The sequence below is a fragment of the Moorena sp. SIOASIH genome, assembly GCF_010671925.1.
In the GTDB taxonomy this organism is placed as follows: Bacteria; Cyanobacteriota; Cyanobacteriia; order Cyanobacteriales; family Coleofasciculaceae; genus Moorena.
On the sequence record NZ_JAAHIH010000004.1, the window covers coordinates 1,058,193 to 1,075,011 of the forward strand.

Genomic DNA, 16,819 nt, shown 5'->3' on the forward strand with positions numbered 1-16,819 from the left:
GCGGTTTTGTTTAGACATTAGTAATCAAAGGTTTAGTGCTTAGAATAAAAATCAATACTTGTAAGCATTCAGCCGTCAGCCGTCAGCCGTCAGCTTATTTTATTCATCAGCCGTCAGTTTATTTTATTCAAAAGCTGTTTGGTGTAGCGTGGGCTATGGACATAAACTGTTCCGGTAGCGTGGCTACAGCGCTGATAGCTGATAGCTGATAGCTGATAGCTGATAGCTGAATGCTTACCCGTCAGCTTTCAGCTTTCAGCGTAGACCCCTGAATTAATTAATTTTTTTTGGCCTTGGGCTACTAGTGAAAACTCTTTTAGCGTAGATAAAATTTTGGCGTAGATAACACCCTAATCTTAAATAAGCATAAGTCCTGAGTGACCATTGACTTGGCTTATCCTTACACTAGTTACCTTGATTCTATGAGTAACTGAATCTATTTGTTACCTGGGCACTTGACAGTGTTTTTCCAGGAAGCAGTTAAGCACTATCTTACTCTTATAGTAGAGGATATTGTCAATATTGTGTGCTAAGATTAGCCCTTTTTTTTTTATTCGTCGAAATATATTCATGTTTTTTTACTCTCGTAAAATGTAATTATTCAGCCGTCAGTGGTCAGCGGTCAGCCGTCAGCTGTCAGCCGTCAGCCGTCAGCTAGCGTGCCCATCGCCCATAAGCTGATAACTGTTCGCGTAGCGTGCGCGTAGCGCATAAGCTGAACGCTTACTGAGATGTACCCAGCGAGGATTGATGATCGTGATTTTTTTTTGCATGATGGAAGTAACTCCTTTTTAGGAGGGAGGAAAGCCGCGCTGGTCGTGGTTAACAGGTATAGCCAGCGCGGCTATTAGTATCGGTCGTAACTTTTTATAGTATAGATAACTCCTGGAAAAAATGCAAGGGGTAAATAAAAGTTTTTACATTTATTTACAAATATTAGTTTTATAAATTTATCTACTAAATTATGTGTAGTTTTTACATTATTTTTAATTGGATAATTTTTTGATATAGCAGGGAACAGGGAACAGTAAACAGGGAACAGGAAAGATAAAAAAAACTGTGTAACTGATAGAATAGCTAAGTTTTTTTTCCTTAAAATTTGATACTACTCAGTTATAAAAAAAACCTCAAACCTTATCTCCCGACTCCCGACTCCCGACTCCCGACTCCCGACTCCCGACTCCCTAATAAAATCCACCTCACCCCATTCAGAAGTATGTAGGGTGGGCAGTGCAAAAGATAGATCAGAGCAGGTGGGGATAGGATTAGTAGGCACTGCCCACCCTACTAACTAAAAAAATCCACCTCACCCCATTCAGAAGTATGTAGGGTGGGCAGTGCAAAAGATAGATAAGAGCAGCTGGGGATAGGATTAGTAGGCACTGCCCACCCTACTAACTACTAACTGATGGGGAGGGGCTGCATCAAGACATAGTAGGGATTTTAGCTAAATTTATCAACCATCAGTCAGGTCAGTTCAAGCAGTTTCTTCTATAGGAAAACTCTCTCCTTTTAAATAAGAATCAAAGTGCTTCTTGAAGTAGATACTACTTGTAATATTAGGCTCATCACATTGATCGGGAGTGAATTCATAGATAGGCAATTTTGACCGAACTAGCTCAACTAATTTAGGATTGAGCTCCTCAAAGGATTCAACTCGGGAAATGGTTGTTTCAAAATGCAATCTAGCTGGATGTCCATAACCCAACTTCATCCATGGCATCCAGGGACAATCTCTAGCCCATTCCGCACTCGGTGCGCCTTTAAACCCAGGTCGAGAAAAACTAGAGGTGAAATATTCAACTCCCTTGAAAGTCTCTCCAGAACAATAGTCCTTAAATTTAGGTTCTTGGGCTAATGGGTGCGGATATTCCAAGGGAATCTTATTTATTCTGGTTATATATCCTTGTCCTTTGGGGATAACTATTTTTCTTTCTCGCACTGATCCTTGAACCATTCTGTTAGCGATATGTACCACTGGTAACTTTTGACTATTTTCTTTTGGCTGCCAGTGGGACAAGATTTCCTTAGTCTCTGGGTCGCAAAATAACCCAATCTCCCTGTTGAGTCGATGTCCTATTTCGCCATACTCAGGATCGGTTTTGAGGAATCCCTTAGTGGCGTTCATGCCGATAATAGAAAATAATTTCTCCTTCGGTTTACCTGGTGCTTCGACCCACCAGATATCTCCTTCCCAGCTATAGTAAAGCTGTTTACCATGATTCTGTCTGTAGAAAACTAAGGTGCTATATTCAAAATCTTCTGAATAATCCATTATTTAGATCTCCGTCCCAATGCCGCAATTATATAGCGTTTTTCAATTGGGTGAGTTACAGAGTCCTGGGTTTTAGGGAACAGAGGATCTGGGAATCTGGAATCGGGAACTTCGGATAAAGGAAGATTACGAACAACAGCAGAGGATTTCTTGGTGTGATCTCAAATCAGGATTGGGTTTGATGATCTCCCGCGCGTTTGAGATACTTATGAGGTACATTCAATTTTCCCATGGGTCACTCCCGACTCCCGACTCCCGACTCCCTAAAAAAATCCACCTCACCCCATTCAGAAGCTCCCTACTCCCTAAATAAATCCACCTCACCCCATTCAGATGTAGGGTGGGCAGTGCAAAAGATAGATAACAGCAGCTGGCGATAGGATTAGTAGGCACTGCCCACCCTACTAACTACTAACTAACTCACCCAATTTAAAAATACTATAATAAACAGAAACTGTGAGTAATCTCCTTCAACTATGGAACCATTAGCCGCTGCCGTTGTCGCTATTTCTACTGTGCTCGCCACTAAAGCCTTAGAAAAAACTGGGGAAAATGTCGGGCAAGTTGTTTGGGACCAGACTAGCCAGTTTGTAGAATCCCTGAGAAACCAGTCTCCAGATACAGTAATGGCTATTGAGAAAACCCCAGAGGTACCTCTTAATTATGCCGACGTGGTATTGGAAGTAGAAGCAGCAGCGAAGCAAAATCCCGAAGTTGCCCAAGCCATGGAGCATTTAGTGGCTACTGTTGATGCTGAAGCTTTGCCTAACTTAGAGGAAATTCTTGAAAAGATTACCAAAGCCTTGGAATCCCACGAGGCTACTGGTGAGAATTACAACAATGAAAACGTGAAGAACTTTGCCAAAGGGGATATTATTAATCAACATAATCCTAATTTTGGAGAAAAACAAACTAATATTGGAAATATTGGAGAAAACCAAACTATTCAAAGAGGCGAAAATTTTCAAAATATTAATATTTGACTGCAGTCGCCTCGGAGTGAGGTTAAACAAACTCGACCAAATCAAGCACCCCCACTACCTCCGTATTATGTCGAACGCCCGGAAGTAAGCCAACGACTAAAACAAATTCTTTTATCTGAAGAAACCGCTAAAGCTGGCACCTTAGTTGTTAGTGCCATCTATGGTTTAGGAGGCATTGGGAAATCCACCATTACTGCCGCCTTAGCCCATGATCCAGAGGTTCAATCCCATTTTCACGATGGGATTTTTTGGGCAACCTTAGGTCAGCAGCCTGATATTTTATCCTTTCTAAGTACGTGGATACAGGCATTAGGAGATTATGACTTCAAACCGATTAATATTGATAGCGCTTCTTTACAATTAAGAACGTTATTATCCGATAAAAAAGCCTTACTAGTCGTGGATGATGTTTGGCATCCTGACCATGTTGAACCCTTTCGAGTAGCCGGTGGTGGCTGTCGGGTTTTAGTGACCACCAGAGAAGCTCCGGTTAAAGGTGCGATTCGCTATGATTTAGACGTGATGACTCCAAAGCAATCCTTGGAGTTATTAACGTCTTGTTTACAGCTTTTTTCAGATGAATCGACCTCACTCCCTTTAGCTGCAAGCCCCCTAAATCCCCCAATTCTGGGGGACTTTAACTCAAGTTACCCCCAAAGTTGGGGGGCTAGGGGGGCGAAAATTGCTGTAAACAACGAGTTAACTAATCAAGAACTCGACTATGCTAAAACCTTAGCAAAAACTGTCGGCTACTTACCCCTAGGATTAGAATTAGCTGCTGCCCAAGTTAGGGATGGATTCTCTTGGGAAGAGTTACTGGGTGAGTTAAAAGCAGAAATTGCTGATTTAGAAGCTTTAGATCGATTGGAAGCAGAGGAAGAGCCAAGTGACGCTAAGCGCAAAAACTACAGTCTTGTCGCTTCCTTTAATCTCAGTTTAAAGCGATTATCCCCCGAGAGATTGAAAAAATTTGCTTGGTTAGGGGTACTGCCCGATGATGTCACCATTACTGAAACCATGGCGACTACGTTATGGAACTGTAATTCATTTAAAGCCAAAAAGACTTTACGATACTTACGGCAAAAAGCCTTATTACTACCTGGTGTATCTAGTACCCAAGACACTAACTATCGCCTCCATGACCTGTTACATGATTTAGCCCGTAATCTGCTGCAACCAGAGCTAGGATTATCAATTACCGAAGCTCATCGGCAATTATTAGAACGTTATCAAACTAAGACCGATAAGGGATTATGGCATACGTTACCTGATGATGGTTATATCTATAACCACTTAACCTGGCACCTAGAGAAAGCTGAAAAGATAGATGAAATTCATCAACTCCTGAAAGAAGAAACTCCAGAAGAAGATAACGGTTGGTATTGGCAGTGTGAGAGACAGGGAAATACTGCTAATTTTGTTAAGGACCTATCGAGAGCTTGGGCAATAGCAGCAGCCAATTTTACAGAAAATCCTACAGAATCGATTAGTTTACAGTGTCGGTATGCTCTGATTACCACATCCCTCAACAGCTTGGCTGGAAATATTTATCCAGAGTTAATGGCAGCATTACTGGAGAACAAAATCTGGACTGCAGCTCAAGCACTAGCTTATGTGCGACAGATTAAAGATTCTAGTAGGCAAGCAGAGGGTTTGGAGGCAATTAGTGAGTATCTTCCCCTTTCTTTATTACCGGAAGCTTTAGATTGCGCCACAGGGATTTCCGATGAATACTACCGACCCTATGCCTTAAGAGCCTTAGCCCCCCACTTACCGGATCTGTTGTTACCCCAAGCCTTAGATTGCGCCACAGGGATTTCCCATGAATACTCCCGAGACTATGCCTTAGTCGCCTTAGCCCCCCACTTACCCGATGTGTTGTTACCTAAAGCCTTGGATTGCGCCAGAGGGATTTCCGATGAAAAAGACCGAGCCTATGCCTTAGTGGCCTTAGCCCCCCACTTACCCGATGTGTTGTTACCCCAAGCCTTAGATTGCGCCAGAGGGATTAAGTCTGAATACCACCGAGCCGATGCCTTAGTCGCCTTAGCCCCCCACTTACCGGATCTGTTACCGGAAGCCTTAGATTGCGCCAGAGGGATTAAGTCTGAATACCACCGAGCCGATGCCTTAGTCGCCTTAGCCCCCCACTTACCGGATCTGTTACCGGAAGCCTTAGATTGCGCCAGAGGGATTTCCGATGAAAAAGACCGAGCCGATGCCTTAGTCGCCTTAGCCCCCTACTTACCTGATGTGTTGTTACCCCAAGCCTTAGATTGCGCCAGAGGGATTTCCCATGAATACTCCCGAGCATTAGCCTTAATCCGCTTAGCCCCCCACTTACCGGATGTGTTACCGGAAGCCTTAGATTGCGCCATAGGGATTTCCGATGAAAAAGACCGAGCCGATGCCTTAGTCGCCTTAGCCCCCCACTTACCCGATCTGTTGTTACCCAAAGCCTTAGATTGCGCCAGAGGGATTTCCCATGAATACTCCCGAGCCAGAGTCTTAGTCGCCTTAGCCCCCCACTTACCGGATCTGTTACCGGAAGCCTTAGATTGCGCCAGAGGGATTTCCGATGAATACTCCCGAGCAGAAGCCTTAGTCGCCTTAGCCCCCCACTTACCGGATGTGTTACCGGAAGCCTTGGATTGCGCCAGAGGGATTAAGTGTGAAGGCTTCCGAGTTTTTGCCTTAGTCGCCTTAGCCCCCCACTTACCGGATGTGTTACCAGAAGCCTTAGATTGCGCCAGAGGGATTTCCCATGAAAAAGAACGAGCCGATGCCTTAGTCGCCTTAGCCCCCCGCTTACCCGGTGTGTTGTTACCCCAAGCCTTAGATTGCGCCAGAGGGATTTCCCATGAATACTCCCGAGCCTATGCCTTAATCCGCTTAGCCCCCCACTTACCGGATGTGTTGTTACCCAAAGCCTTAGATTGGGCCAGAGGGATTTCCCATGAATACTCCCGAGCCGATGCCTTAGTCGCCTTAGCCCCCCACTTACCGGATGTGTTACCGGAAGCCTTGGATTGCGCCAGAGGGATTGACCATGAATACTCCCGAGCCAGAGTCTTAGTCGCCTTAGCCCCCCACTTACCCGATCTGTTGTTACCCAAAGCCTTAGATTGCGCCAGAGGGATTGACCATGAATACTCCCGAGCAGAAGCCTTAGTCGCCTTAGCCCCCCACTTACCGGATCTGTTGTTACCCCAAGCCTTAGATTGCGCCAGAGGGATTTCCGATGAATACTCCCGAGGCCATGCCTTAGTCGCCTTAGCCCCCCGCTTACCGGATCTGTTGTTACCCAAAGCCTTAGATTGCGCCACAGGGATTTCCCCTGAAAACTACCGAGCCTATGTCTTAGTCGCCTTAGCCCCCCGCTTACCGGATCTGTTGTTACCCCAAGCCTTAGATTGCGCCAGAGGGATTTCCCATGAATTGTTCCGAGCCCATGCCTTAGTCGCCTTAGCCCCCCACTTACCCGATCTGTTACCGGATGAAGCCTTAGATTGTGCCAGAAGGATTTGGAATGAATGCGAGCGAGCATTAGCCTTAGAAGCCTTAGCCCCCCACTTACCCGATCTGTTGTTACACCAAGCCTTAGATTGCGCCACAGGGATTTCCCCTGAAAACTACCGAGCCTATGCCTTAGTGGCCTTAGCCCCCCACTTACCGGATGTGTTGTTACCCAAAGCCTTAGATTGCGCCAGAGGGATTAAGTCTGAATCAGACCGAGCCCATGCCTTAGTGGCCTTAGCCCCCCACTTACCGGATGTGTTGTTACCCAAAGCCTTAGATTGCGCCAGAGGGATTTCCCATAAATTATACCGAGCCGATGCCTTAGTCGCCTTAGCCCCCCACTTACCCGATCTGTTACCGGAAGCCTTAGATTGCGCCAGAGCCATTGGGGATGAATCCGAGCGAGCCGAAGTATTATTACAGGGCTTGATCAAGAGATTAACTCCTTCGTCAGTTGATTTTCCTCTTTGGCAACAAATTCTTGATGGTTTAGCTAGTCTAACCCGTCCCAATTTTCTTGAAGCTCTTCCTAAATTAGCTCCTTTAATCATTAAGTTTGGGGGTATTGAAGCCCTAAGAGAAACGGTGGCAGCGGTTGAAGATGTTAGCCGATGGTGGAAGTAGGGAAAAGGGAGTAGGGAGTAGGGAGTAGGGAAGAGATAAGAGGCAATAGGCAATAGGCAATAGGCAATAGGTAAGAGATAAGAGTTAATCAAGGATAGAGGAATTATGATTAGCTTTACTGGGTGTGGCGTGAACGGGTGTTAGGATTCAGTTGATGCCTGTGCCATGGGGAAGAATTGCGCTAAGCTAATGTTAGCTTAATCATGGGCAAGTTTCGTTTTGCTAACTCACCTAGACTATAGGTAAGCTCAATCAATAATAATCAACACTCTCATCAAAACAATACTATCCATGGAAAACGTCAATCAAATTACCTTAAATTTACCCACAGATTTGCTGAAAACTACAGAAGAACTAATTCAGACAGGACTAGTAAAGAATCTTGAGGAATTAGTTGTATTAGCCTTGCATCATGAAGTTGCAAAAATTAAAGGATTACAGCCAAACAATCAACAGCTACCACAAAATAGCAATGGTGTAGATGATCCCATTTGGGGACTCGGAGAGAATCCAGTTGTGGGTGGAGTCAGTGATGCTTCTACATCTATTGATCAGTATTTATATAACTATTAATAATGAATTGCTTGTTTTTAGACACAAGCTATGTTATAGCTTTAGAATTAGCGGATGACCAAAATCACTCAATCACTTTAAATCATTGGCAAAGTTTAGACAGAAAGACTTTAAAGTTAGTCACAACGTCTTATGTTTTTGATGAAGTGGTAACCTTCTTAAATAGTCGTTATCTTCATAGTAAAGCTGTTGAAATAGGAAAACGTTTACTAACCAGCTCTGTAGTAGATTTGATTCAGGTTAATGAAGTTCTTTTTTTAGAAGGGTGGGAATATTTTCAGAAATATCAAGATAAATCGTATTCGTTAACAGATTGCCTATCTTTTGTGGTGATGAACAAGCTAAAAATTAATGTTGCTTTAACATTTGATCAACATTTTGTACAAGCCGGATTTATTAAGTTACCATAAAAGGCAATTCTTAGGGTTCGTGTAGTCTCTCCCTAAGAGAATCCCGTAGTTCCTGTAAGGTGGGCACTGTCTACTGTTATTTTTGAATAATTTAATAAAGGTAACTCTTTCCCTCTAGCTTGGTAATCTTCTACCAAAAGTTCTAACACTTCTTATAAGGAATCAGCTGACGGCTGACGGCTGACGGCTGACGGCTTATGTTACATCTTCATACAAAGCCTCAAGACTAGTTCTAAAATCCACAGTTTCTAGATGAATCTCACTGCCCGGATAATAAAATTGTAATGTCCAAATTCCCTCGGAATTTCGGCGGAAGCAATCTAAGCGTTTACGGTTTTGACTAATTAAAACATATTCAACCAAGGTTTCTAATTGTTGATAGTCCGAAAATTTATCACCCCGGTCAAAGGCTTCAGTTTTGGGAGATAAAACTTCCACAATTAAGCAAGGATATTTTTTATAGTTAGTCAATTCTCGGTCTCTGGCATCGCAAGTCACGAAAACATCAGGATAATAATAACTATTGGATGCTTCGACATAAGCTTTCATATCTGCCATATAAACCCGACAGCCAGTGCCCCTGACATGATTTCTTAACAGGGCAAATAAGTTACCGGCAATAGTAACATGGGCATCACTCGCCCCAGCCATGGCATAGACTTCTCCATCACTATACTCGTGTTTGATGGAACTATCTTCTTCGTAGGATAGATACTCTTCTTTGGAAATGTAATTGGGGCTTTTATCAGCAATCATGACAGTTTCAAGATAGTGACACTATTAGTATAGAATAAAGGGAGTAGGGAGTAGGGAGTAGGGAACAGATAAGAGGCAAAAGGCAAGAGGAATCCCCCCTAACCCCCCTTAGTAAGGGGGGCGGGCAAGAGTTAAAAAATCCTGTGTACCTCATAACTGCGAGAAACGCTATAAAACTCCCCCGGTGCGCTTTAGGGGGCTTTCCCAAAACCATAGGATCACGCATTCATACTTCAATTCAGCAACGAAAAAAAATACCAATTGAAGTCTGGTGGGCAAAGTAATCTAATCTAAAGGACTCAAAACTAACCAAACTTTCTTTGCCCACCCTACAAGCTCTCATTTTTACTGTTTGACCCGGTGGGTGGAATGGGCATCTTGCCCGTTACAATTTTCGGACGGATTCTCCTAACACTGGCTACCGAGAATCCCCCGTCCCTAACGCACCCTACGCAACTTCCCACACTCCCCTCTCTTTCCCGATTCCCGATTCCCGATTCCCGATTCCCGATTCCCGATTCCCGATTCCCTTGTTGACATCTCAACTAGAGCCGTTCTCTTCAAAAGAACGCACCTTAATAACCTTAGCAGGAATTCCCACTACTGTTGCGCCAGCAGGTACATCAGATAAAACTACAGCATTAGCACCAATATTTGCCCCATTACCGATAGTAACCTTGCCAAAAATCTTAGCACCAGCACCAACATTGACACTTTTTTCTAAAATGGGCGCATCGAAAGGACGATCTAAGTAACGATTACCCAAAGTGACCCCTTGACGCAGAATACTATCATCACCAATGCTGCAATCCCCATGAATAACAATCCCACTTTGATGCTCAATAATTACTCGGCGACCAAGCTTTACGGTGTAAGGTAATTCAATGCCATAGGTATTACGAACTTTACGATATAATGCTCGGTATAGAATACTAAAGGGAGCCCGTAGTAACTTCGGTTCGATCTTCATTCTCCAGACTCCAAACCGCTGCACCGCCACAGCCCGAAATCCAGGCTTAGTCCAATCACAACCATGGGCCTTCCAATCTTCTTTAATTTGTTGCAAAAGTACCAAATTATCCGTTTTTGGCTCGGTAGAATTTGCCGTTAAATCTGTTGGCATCACCATAATCTGTTTTTAGAATTAAGAATCAAGAATGAAGAATTAAGAATGAAGAATTAAGAATGAAGAATTGAGAATTAAGAATTGAGAATTAAGAATTAAGAATGAAGAATTGAGAATGAAGAATTGAGAATGAAGAATTGAGAATGAAGATTTGGGAATCGGGAAGATTCCATCAGCTTTGTGGAACAGGCTTCTAGCCTGTGGCACGCCCATAAGCTGAAAGCTGATAGCTGATAGCTGATAGCTAAAAGCTAATCACGAAATCTTCGGACTACTAAAGGCACCACCTTTACAAAACACACTATTGCGGAGAAAATCACTAAGTAACTGGGGTGGGTCATTATCGGGCTTACCTTGAACCACTCGGCGCAATTGCCACAATAAATAACTAGAAGCCCAGGCATGATCCGCTAGAGCAGCGTAAAACCAACCATAGTTTTTGAGGAAATACCGTCGCCGAGAATCAAAGACATACTGGGGTCGGCGTTTGGGTGGACGCTTGGTGTCGGTAACACCTGAACTTTGTCCAACTAAGTGGACTACGCGACTTTCAGGCACATACCAGCATTCCCAGCCAGCTCTCTGGGCTTGCAGGCAAAAGTCCATTTCCTCGTAATACATGAAATAAGCTTGATCGATCAGGCCAACCTGCTCAAACACTTCCCGGCGAATAATCATACTTGCCCCAGCAACCCAATCCGTTGGACAGGGTTGGTCAGGAATCGGTGGCCAAACTACCCACTCCGATAATAATTTCGATACCACACCGAGACGCAAACCAGAATCTAGCTCACTGAGCACGGTATGAAACCGAAATGCTGAACACTGAGGGGTACTGTCAGGCTCTTCCAGGCGAGAGCCAGCAATACCCACCTGGGGATGGTCACTCATAAACTCCACCAGGGTTTTGATCGCCCTAGGACGAACAATGGTGTCTGGATTGAGCAACAACACATAATCCGGTGGGTGATTAGACTTCAGGGCTGGGCGGATCACAGCATTATTGCCAAACGCAAATCCACCATTGTGGTCTAGTGCCTTCACCGATGCCCAACTATCCCAGTTCTCGTTTGCGATCGCATTTTTAATCGCAACAGCCGATCCATCCCCAGAGGCATTATCTGCCACTACTACCGTAGTATTCGATAAACCTGGGATTTCATCTGCTAGAGAGCGTAAGCAATCAATAGTTAAACCAGGGGTTTTGTAGTTAACAATTACTATAAGTAAAGAATTTAGAGTATTGTTTTTTATTTCATTATACATAACTATTTTTGTGTTTCATTTAGCTTATTAAAGAATAATTAATTCTTAGTTATTTTGATATTGTTTGAATCAAAAAATAGCGTTTTTAAAACCGTAAAAATTAACACGTTTTTTTACCCTACTCCCTACTCCCTACTCCCTACTCCCTACTCCCTACTCCCTACTCCCTACTCCCTGCTATATCATCCCTAATTCCGTTGAACTTGTCTCCGTTGATTCCGATTTTGATTCCGATTTTGATTCCGAGAACGCTGGGCTACCAATGCAGGGGCTTTTTTAACCTTATTGGTTGTAGGTTCTTTGACCACCAATCCTGATAGTCCTCCACAAGCCAATACAAAGACTGGATTACCATGGGCATTGACCAGAAATTCTACCATGTACAACGTTACAGCCACCGTCAGCACCGCCACTGGTGCCGCTTGCCGCTTTGGCCACAACTCCGCTGGACAACGGAACCAAAACATAGTCAACACCGGCATTAGTAAGGATATGGTCAGGCTGGCTAATCCAACAGTACCAGTTTCACCAAAGGCAATAATCCACAAACTATCTGGAACTGTAACTTGATCACCGTTGTCATTAAATATCAGACTTCTTCCCCATCCTCCCCAGCCAAACACGATCCGTTCCCGTGCTTTATCTACAAGTAACTCTTCATTATCAAATCTAAACTGTAAGGATTGGATACGCTCTTCAGGAACCACACTCGATACATTTGAGATAATCTGATCACTAACGTAGGTTTCAGTCTGTGAGTTAATGTATAAGTAAGAACAAATAAGCCCAATTAGGAGAAATACTGGTAAAGCAGTGCGCAAATGCTTGCCCACAAACAAGATGCCAACTCCTAAGAGTAGTAAGAAATAGGCACCAGTAGATTTGCACAATATAAATGTGATCAACAACGCAGCTACCAGCCACTTCATCGGAATATTCCACAGTTGTTTGATCACCCCAGTGTGCCATAGCCAAATTCCCACTAAACTAGCTGCCATCATCCACAGACCCACTGGCAAACCGTGGATCATAAATACTGTCGGTCTCCATCCCCCGTAACGCATGGTTTGGCCAAAGTCAGGATGAGCATGGAAGCCGTACAATATCCTATGGAGCTGGGGACTAAAGCGAATTTCGTACAAACATAGGGGAACATATACCAACCCCCCCATGAAAATGCCAATTGCCAATTCACGCAATCCACTCAAGTTATTGAGATATATCCGACCGAAAAAATAGGGTACTCCCCAGGTCAAGGTTTGCGTCAAAACAGTAGATAACCCATCGTAAGCCCCCAAGCCATTCGTAATAGATGAAGCCAATGGACATAGGCACCAAATTAGCATCGGCACGTCAATCCAGCTGAATTTAAAGGAGCTAAAACGCCCAACATCGTATATAAACGTAGCCAACAAAATACCGTAGCAAGTTGCCGACATCTTAGTATAGTCAGGTAGACCAGGCAACGCATATTCTGCTACGGGTAGGAATAGCCATGCTACGATGAAACTCACAATGACTGCCCGCTGAGCTGGAATTCTCATGAAGAGATAAAGAACAACTGGAATCCAGCCGAACATGACGATGGGGACTAAAAAACTCATTGGCTTTTTTGGGCATAAACGTGAACAGAGTTGTTTGATAAATTCCTAACTTAACTCATTAAGTTATTCAGAAATTTCTTGACTTTGGTTACTGGAGATTTTTTCAGTTGTATTTTTTCTCCTGGTCGAGCCTTAAATAATGTAGAATGATCACCACCCTTGGAAAGCTCTTCAGCTGGTCTGCCATTGCTGTAGTAGTAAAGTGCCAAGGATTTCCGAGTCCGTCCTTCTGGACAAGTTAATGGCTCAGGATGTCCGTGATAGGAAAAATCTGTAGTACTAAATATCACACATCGGTTGAAGACGGGGAGAATTTTTTTCTGAGACTGAGTCATCTCTGTATCCCACATTTCAAAATAACCACCATAGTCTTCTTCCCAATCTTTGTTGAGATAGATCAGAAGATTTAAGCGGCGGTCAAGGCGCAATTTTGTATGGCGATTGAAATCAGCATGGATTTTTAAGTAACCACCTTTTTCGATCTGATGTAAGCCACCACCCACAAAATGAGGATCAGGGATGATTCCATCAATGCCAGTTAAGGTTTCTAAAAAGTTAAGGAAAGTTGATGAATTGAGCTGATAAAGAAAAAATCGGGTGTACTCTCCCATTTGTAATTCCGATTTTGAAGCCAGTTTTTTTTCTGGTGCAGCCTCAAATTTTTGCCAATCAATTGCATCAGCTTTAGGAAATTCATTCAGAATATTCTCTAGTATATCCTCTGGAAAGAAGTTATCCATGATAATGTGTGGGAATGGCTCAGCCTGGGCGTATACTTCACAATGATCCTTTGCAAAGTTAGTTAACTTTTCCGGGTCTAGGCAATAGTTTAATTTTGAATCCATTTTATTCTCCAATTGATTTTTTGATGATTAAATATTTATTGTTGTACTCAAAAAAATGGAATTGTTATTCAAAAATAATAGCAATGACTGTAGGAATTGTGATAATTTTTATTCCCTGTTTCCTGTTCACCGTTCCCTGTTCCCTGTTTTAAAAAAGTCCACTGATGGGATATCCAAAACCCAACATATATCGAGCCCAAATCACCCACATCAGTAAGGTCAACAGTAGTGCAGTAGCCCAGAGGTCTTGCTTAATAAAGGAAAGCCCTTCACGACAGAGACCATAAGTTATTACTAGATAAGGGAGAATGTCATTGAAAGCAATCACGACTACTGCTCCGAGTGGTCCATTGCCCAACTTTTCCATCAGATAAAATCCTAGGGGTATGCCAATACAAACATTAAGACTCTTGACCAATTGACTGTAAGCGTTATAGTTTGGCTTTCCAAGAGCCATCAGGGCTTGCTGAACGGTATCAATTAATAATGCAGGCCAGATGCCTAAAGTCAGGATTGGTAACATCCAAGCCGCCTCATAAAACCTCTCATCATATAAGATAAAAATCGCAACATCCCCAAAGGCAGTACTGACTGTCAACATCAACGCTGCAACCACTAGGATAAGTTGGCGATTGTACCAAATCTTGATCCGAAAGGTTTCCCGAGGCAAATCAGCCAGCTGAGAAAAGGTTGGCAAAAGCACCTTGGAACTAATTGCCGAGATTACCTGAGAAGGTAGGTATGCTAAATTAAAGGCAACACCATAAATCCCCAATAGTGTGAATGAAAACAATTTGCCTAGAATTAGTCGGTCGGCTTGGGTCGCGAGAAAGGTAAGCGCCGTTGAAATAAATATCCATTTCCCAAAGGAAAAGATGCTGTTAGCTGCTTCTTTCTCCCAGGTAAAGCGGTTTGATGTTCCGGGAATTAACCAATGACTCATTACCATTTTGACCAATGCCGTCAGCACATTTCCAATAGCAAGAGCCCAGATTGTCCGATTGATAAAAGCCCAAGCGACCATCAAGATCAGGCCGGACAATTGCCCCACCAGCTCAAACATCATCATCTTGCCAAATGCCATCTGGCGGTTGAGGCTCCACACAGCAGTGGAGTTGAATCCCTCAATCAGTGGTATCACACCAATTACTGGCATCAGCCCTAACAGCTGCGGGTTATCATAAAAGTGGGCAACTGGCCAAGTAATTATAAGACAAGCCACCCACAGCACAATTCCCCGCAAAACCTGAATAGTCCAGATAGTATTCAGAAAAACTGGGTCATCCCCACGTTTATTCTGGATGATGCTTGGGCCAATGCCGACATCGGAGAATAACCGTAAGCCAATGATGAAAACATTGGCTAGAGCCATTAAGCCGAAAAACTCTGGTGCAAGCAGGCGGGTCAGAACAAGATTACTTGCCAGTCTCAGAAACTGACTTGTTCCATAACCAGCTACTGTCCAAATAGCCCCACGGAGGAGTTGTTTTTTAAGTGATGAGGACATGGTTAGATTTCCGAGTAGGTAGACGGGATGGGTGGGGTTGCAGACTTAAAGGCATCAGATAATTTAGTTAGTTTTAAAGGGCTCTACAGCTGATATCTGAGCATGTTGTGTAATGTAGGTGTAAGCATTCAGCCGTCAGCCGTCAGCCGTCAGCTTATTTTATTCAAAAGCATCTCAAGTAGTGTGGCCATAAGCCTTTAGCTGATAGCTGATACGCGACACGCTGATAGCTGAATGCTTACATTTAGGTTTTAAGTTACGGCGATGTAGATAATAGTTGTTGAGCACCAGATGAATACTCGCGAACGGTCTTTTGCCAGAAACGGGCTGGCTCTTGAGATGAGAAATAACGACTGATATAGTCGTGAGCATTGCGTGAAATATTGTCACGAAGTTCTGCATTCTCTAGTTCCAAAAGACATCGTGCTGCAGCCTCAGGAGTCTCGGCAGCCATAGCAGTCTTACGGTGTTCCATGCAGAAATTTGCCCCACGGGCAGTCTTACCGACTACCACAATTCCTGCTGCCATGGATTCTTGGGGAGGAAGGGCACAACCCTCAACCTCTGCAGATGCCAGGAAGACTTGTGGTCGTCTAAACTGCTTTGCTAGTTCGTGAAAGGGAAGTCCATCCACACGCTCAAATCTCCAGTAGGTACCACCTAGCTTTTGATACCATTCCTCAGTCTCGGTGATGAACTCAGGACCTTTTCTGGGAAAGGCGAACACCAAACCTGCTTCTCTTTCTGATTGAGGAATAAATGGAAATGCCTTGTTGTCAACGACATTGGGAACGATCTCAATGTCCTTGCCAGGATAAGTGGCTTCGCATATTTCCTTCATAAAAGGAGAGTCTGTCCACAGAGCCACACGGCTATCTCGATAGTCAAAATCAGCTTTAACCAAAATTGGAACCTGGAGATAAGCGATCGCTGGTCCTTTGACATCATTAATCAATAGTGTCAGCCAATCAGGAATAATGCATACATCATCCGGACGACGATCTGCCCAACGGATAAAGGGTAGATTGTGAATCCCCCAAGTATTCCCAAAGGTGTTACGACCAGTCATGGTGGCAATTACTGCATCAGCCCCAGATTCCCGAGCTGCCAAGCAGTGACGCATGATATTCAGGTCTCCGCCGTTTACTTCGGATTTATAAAGCCACCTACGCCTGACCCAACTCTGAATTGGCTTTAGCTTAGGACGGCTAAGGACACGGTATATTAGCTGCCAAGTGGTGCTTGTTGAAAAGTCTGGAAGCAAAAATACAAAACGCATCAGCTAACTGTTACAAATAAGGGAAATTATTGAAAATGGTTATCTGTTGTCC

Annotated in this window: 17 protein-coding genes; 8 read left to right on the top strand and 9 right to left on the bottom strand. The window is 43.7% G+C overall.

Annotation, left to right across the window (positions count from 1 at the left end; translation table 11 throughout):
• Positions 1-35: 35 nt before the first annotated feature.
• Both F6J90_RS25930 and F6J90_RS25935 read left to right on the top strand, forming a co-directional pair.
• Positions 36-209: a hypothetical protein gene (locus F6J90_RS25930; RefSeq protein WP_293100043.1), complete on the top strand. Its 174-nt coding sequence runs from the start codon at positions 36-38 to the stop codon at positions 207-209.
• Between the two features lie 890 nt (positions 210-1,099).
• Positions 1,100-1,222 carry a hypothetical protein gene (locus F6J90_RS25935; protein WP_293100046.1) on the top strand — a complete coding sequence of 41 codons (123 nt, stop codon included), beginning with the start codon at positions 1,100-1,102 and terminating at the stop codon, positions 1,220-1,222.
• A 255-nt stretch (positions 1,223-1,477) separates the two neighbouring features.
• On the opposite strand, the gene F6J90_RS25940 is transcribed toward F6J90_RS25935, so the two are convergent.
• Positions 1,478-2,275: a DUF1838 family protein gene (locus F6J90_RS25940; RefSeq protein WP_293100049.1), complete on the bottom strand. Its 798-nt coding sequence runs from the start codon at positions 2,273-2,275 to the stop codon at positions 1,478-1,480.
• 476 nt (positions 2,276-2,751) lie between these two features.
• On the opposite strand from F6J90_RS25940, the gene F6J90_RS25945 reads away from it, so the two are divergent.
• The 4 genes from F6J90_RS25945 (at position 2,752) to F6J90_RS25960 (ending at position 8,384) form a co-directional block, all read left to right on the top strand.
• Positions 2,752-3,258, top strand: coding sequence for a hypothetical protein (locus F6J90_RS25945; RefSeq protein WP_293100052.1), 507 nt, complete (start codon positions 2,752-2,754; stop codon positions 3,256-3,258).
• Positions 3,259-7,401 carry an NB-ARC domain-containing protein gene (locus F6J90_RS25950; RefSeq protein ID WP_293100779.1) on the top strand — a complete coding sequence of 1,381 codons (4,143 nt, stop codon included), beginning with the start codon at positions 3,259-3,261 and terminating at the stop codon, positions 7,399-7,401.
• Between the two features lie 291 nt (positions 7,402-7,692).
• Positions 7,693-7,974, top strand: a complete 282-nt coding sequence (locus F6J90_RS25955; protein ID WP_293100054.1) for a hypothetical protein — start codon at positions 7,693-7,695, stop codon at positions 7,972-7,974.
• Between the two features lie 11 nt (positions 7,975-7,985).
• Positions 7,986-8,384: a PIN domain-containing protein gene (locus F6J90_RS25960; RefSeq protein ID WP_293100057.1), complete on the top strand. Its 399-nt coding sequence runs from the start codon at positions 7,986-7,988 to the stop codon at positions 8,382-8,384.
• Between the two features lie 195 nt (positions 8,385-8,579).
• Here the strand turns inward: F6J90_RS25960 and F6J90_RS25965 are convergent, their stop codons facing one another.
• Positions 8,580-9,140 (bottom strand): Uma2 family endonuclease, encoded by a 561-nt coding sequence (locus F6J90_RS25965; protein ID WP_293100060.1) that lies wholly within the window; start codon positions 9,138-9,140, stop codon positions 8,580-8,582.
• Between the two features lie 7 nt (positions 9,141-9,147).
• Positions 9,148-9,294, bottom strand: coding sequence for a hypothetical protein (locus F6J90_RS25970; RefSeq protein WP_293100063.1), 147 nt, complete (start codon positions 9,292-9,294; stop codon positions 9,148-9,150).
• 224 nt (positions 9,295-9,518) lie between these two features.
• Here F6J90_RS25970 and F6J90_RS25975 point away from each other — a divergent pair, with 224 nt between their 5' ends.
• On the top strand, positions 9,519-9,677 hold the full coding sequence (locus tag F6J90_RS25975; RefSeq protein WP_293100066.1) for a hypothetical protein: 159 nt from the start codon (positions 9,519-9,521) through the stop codon (positions 9,675-9,677).
• 4 nt (positions 9,678-9,681) lie between these two features.
• On the opposite strand, the gene F6J90_RS25980 is transcribed toward F6J90_RS25975, so the two are convergent.
• A complete protein-coding gene (locus F6J90_RS25980; RefSeq protein WP_293100068.1) occupies positions 9,682-10,263 on the bottom strand; it encodes a serine O-acetyltransferase in 582 nt (193 codons plus the stop codon).
• A gap of 258 nt (positions 10,264-10,521) precedes the next feature.
• Positions 10,522-11,532: a glycosyltransferase family 2 protein gene (locus F6J90_RS25985; RefSeq protein ID WP_293100071.1), complete on the bottom strand. Its 1,011-nt coding sequence runs from the start codon at positions 11,530-11,532 to the stop codon at positions 10,522-10,524.
• Between the two features lie 60 nt (positions 11,533-11,592).
• Between F6J90_RS25985 and F6J90_RS25990 the strand changes: the two genes are divergently transcribed.
• The gene (locus F6J90_RS25990) at positions 11,593-11,724 is read left to right on the top strand and encodes a hypothetical protein (RefSeq protein ID WP_293100074.1); all 132 of its coding nucleotides are present in this window, start codon (positions 11,593-11,595) and stop codon (positions 11,722-11,724) included.
• Here F6J90_RS25990 and F6J90_RS25995 read toward each other — a convergent pair.
• The 4 genes from F6J90_RS25995 to F6J90_RS26010 all read right to left on the bottom strand — a co-directional run bounded on the left by F6J90_RS25995 (position 11,721) and on the right by F6J90_RS26010 (position 16,767).
• The gene (locus F6J90_RS25995) at positions 11,721-13,076 is read right to left on the bottom strand and encodes an O-antigen ligase domain-containing protein (RefSeq protein WP_293100077.1); all 1,356 of its coding nucleotides are present in this window, start codon (positions 13,074-13,076) and stop codon (positions 11,721-11,723) included. The two genes, F6J90_RS25990 and F6J90_RS25995, sit on opposite strands and share 4 nt — an antisense overlap.
• A gap of 110 nt (positions 13,077-13,186) precedes the next feature.
• On the bottom strand, positions 13,187-13,981 hold the full coding sequence (locus F6J90_RS26000) for a 2OG-Fe(II) oxygenase (RefSeq protein ID WP_293100080.1): 795 nt from the start codon (positions 13,979-13,981) through the stop codon (positions 13,187-13,189).
• A 148-nt stretch (positions 13,982-14,129) separates the two neighbouring features.
• Positions 14,130-15,488, bottom strand: coding sequence for an oligosaccharide flippase family protein (locus tag F6J90_RS26005; protein ID WP_293100083.1), 1,359 nt, complete (start codon positions 15,486-15,488; stop codon positions 14,130-14,132).
• A gap of 256 nt (positions 15,489-15,744) precedes the next feature.
• Complete coding sequence (locus F6J90_RS26010; RefSeq protein ID WP_293100085.1) at positions 15,745-16,767, bottom strand: glycosyltransferase; 1,023 nt, start codon at positions 16,765-16,767, stop codon at positions 15,745-15,747.
• Positions 16,768-16,819: the final 52 nt, after the last annotated feature.

What these genes read in the sequence shown, in the direction of transcription:
- F6J90_RS25940 (WP_293100049.1), bottom strand. Translation starts at nt 2,275, where the DNA reads ATGGATTATTCAGAAGATTTTGAATATAGCACCTTAGTTTTCTACAGA.
- F6J90_RS25945 (WP_293100052.1), top strand. Translation starts at nt 2,752, where the DNA reads ATGGAACCATTAGCCGCTGCCGTTGTCGCTATTTCTACTGTGCTCGCC.
- F6J90_RS25955 (WP_293100054.1), top strand. Translation starts at nt 7,693, where the DNA reads ATGGAAAACGTCAATCAAATTACCTTAAATTTACCCACAGATTTGCTG.
- F6J90_RS25965 (WP_293100060.1), bottom strand. Translation starts at nt 9,140, where the DNA reads ATGATTGCTGATAAAAGCCCCAATTACATTTCCAAAGAAGAGTATCTA.
- F6J90_RS25970 (WP_293100063.1), bottom strand. Translation starts at nt 9,294, where the DNA reads ATGAGGTACACAGGATTTTTTAACTCTTGCCCGCCCCCCTTACTAAGG.
- F6J90_RS25980 (WP_293100068.1), bottom strand. Translation starts at nt 10,263, where the DNA reads ATGCCAACAGATTTAACGGCAAATTCTACCGAGCCAAAAACGGATAAT.
- F6J90_RS25985 (WP_293100071.1), bottom strand. Translation starts at nt 11,532, where the DNA reads ATGTATAATGAAATAAAAAACAATACTCTAAATTCTTTACTTATAGTA.
- F6J90_RS25995 (WP_293100077.1), bottom strand. Translation starts at nt 13,076, where the DNA reads ATGAGAATTCCAGCTCAGCGGGCAGTCATTGTGAGTTTCATCGTAGCA.
- F6J90_RS26000 (WP_293100080.1), bottom strand. Translation starts at nt 13,981, where the DNA reads ATGGATTCAAAATTAAACTATTGCCTAGACCCGGAAAAGTTAACTAAC.
- F6J90_RS26005 (WP_293100083.1), bottom strand. Translation starts at nt 15,488, where the DNA reads ATGTCCTCATCACTTAAAAAACAACTCCTCCGTGGGGCTATTTGGACA.
- F6J90_RS26010 (WP_293100085.1), bottom strand. Translation starts at nt 16,767, where the DNA reads ATGCGTTTTGTATTTTTGCTTCCAGACTTTTCAACAAGCACCACTTGG.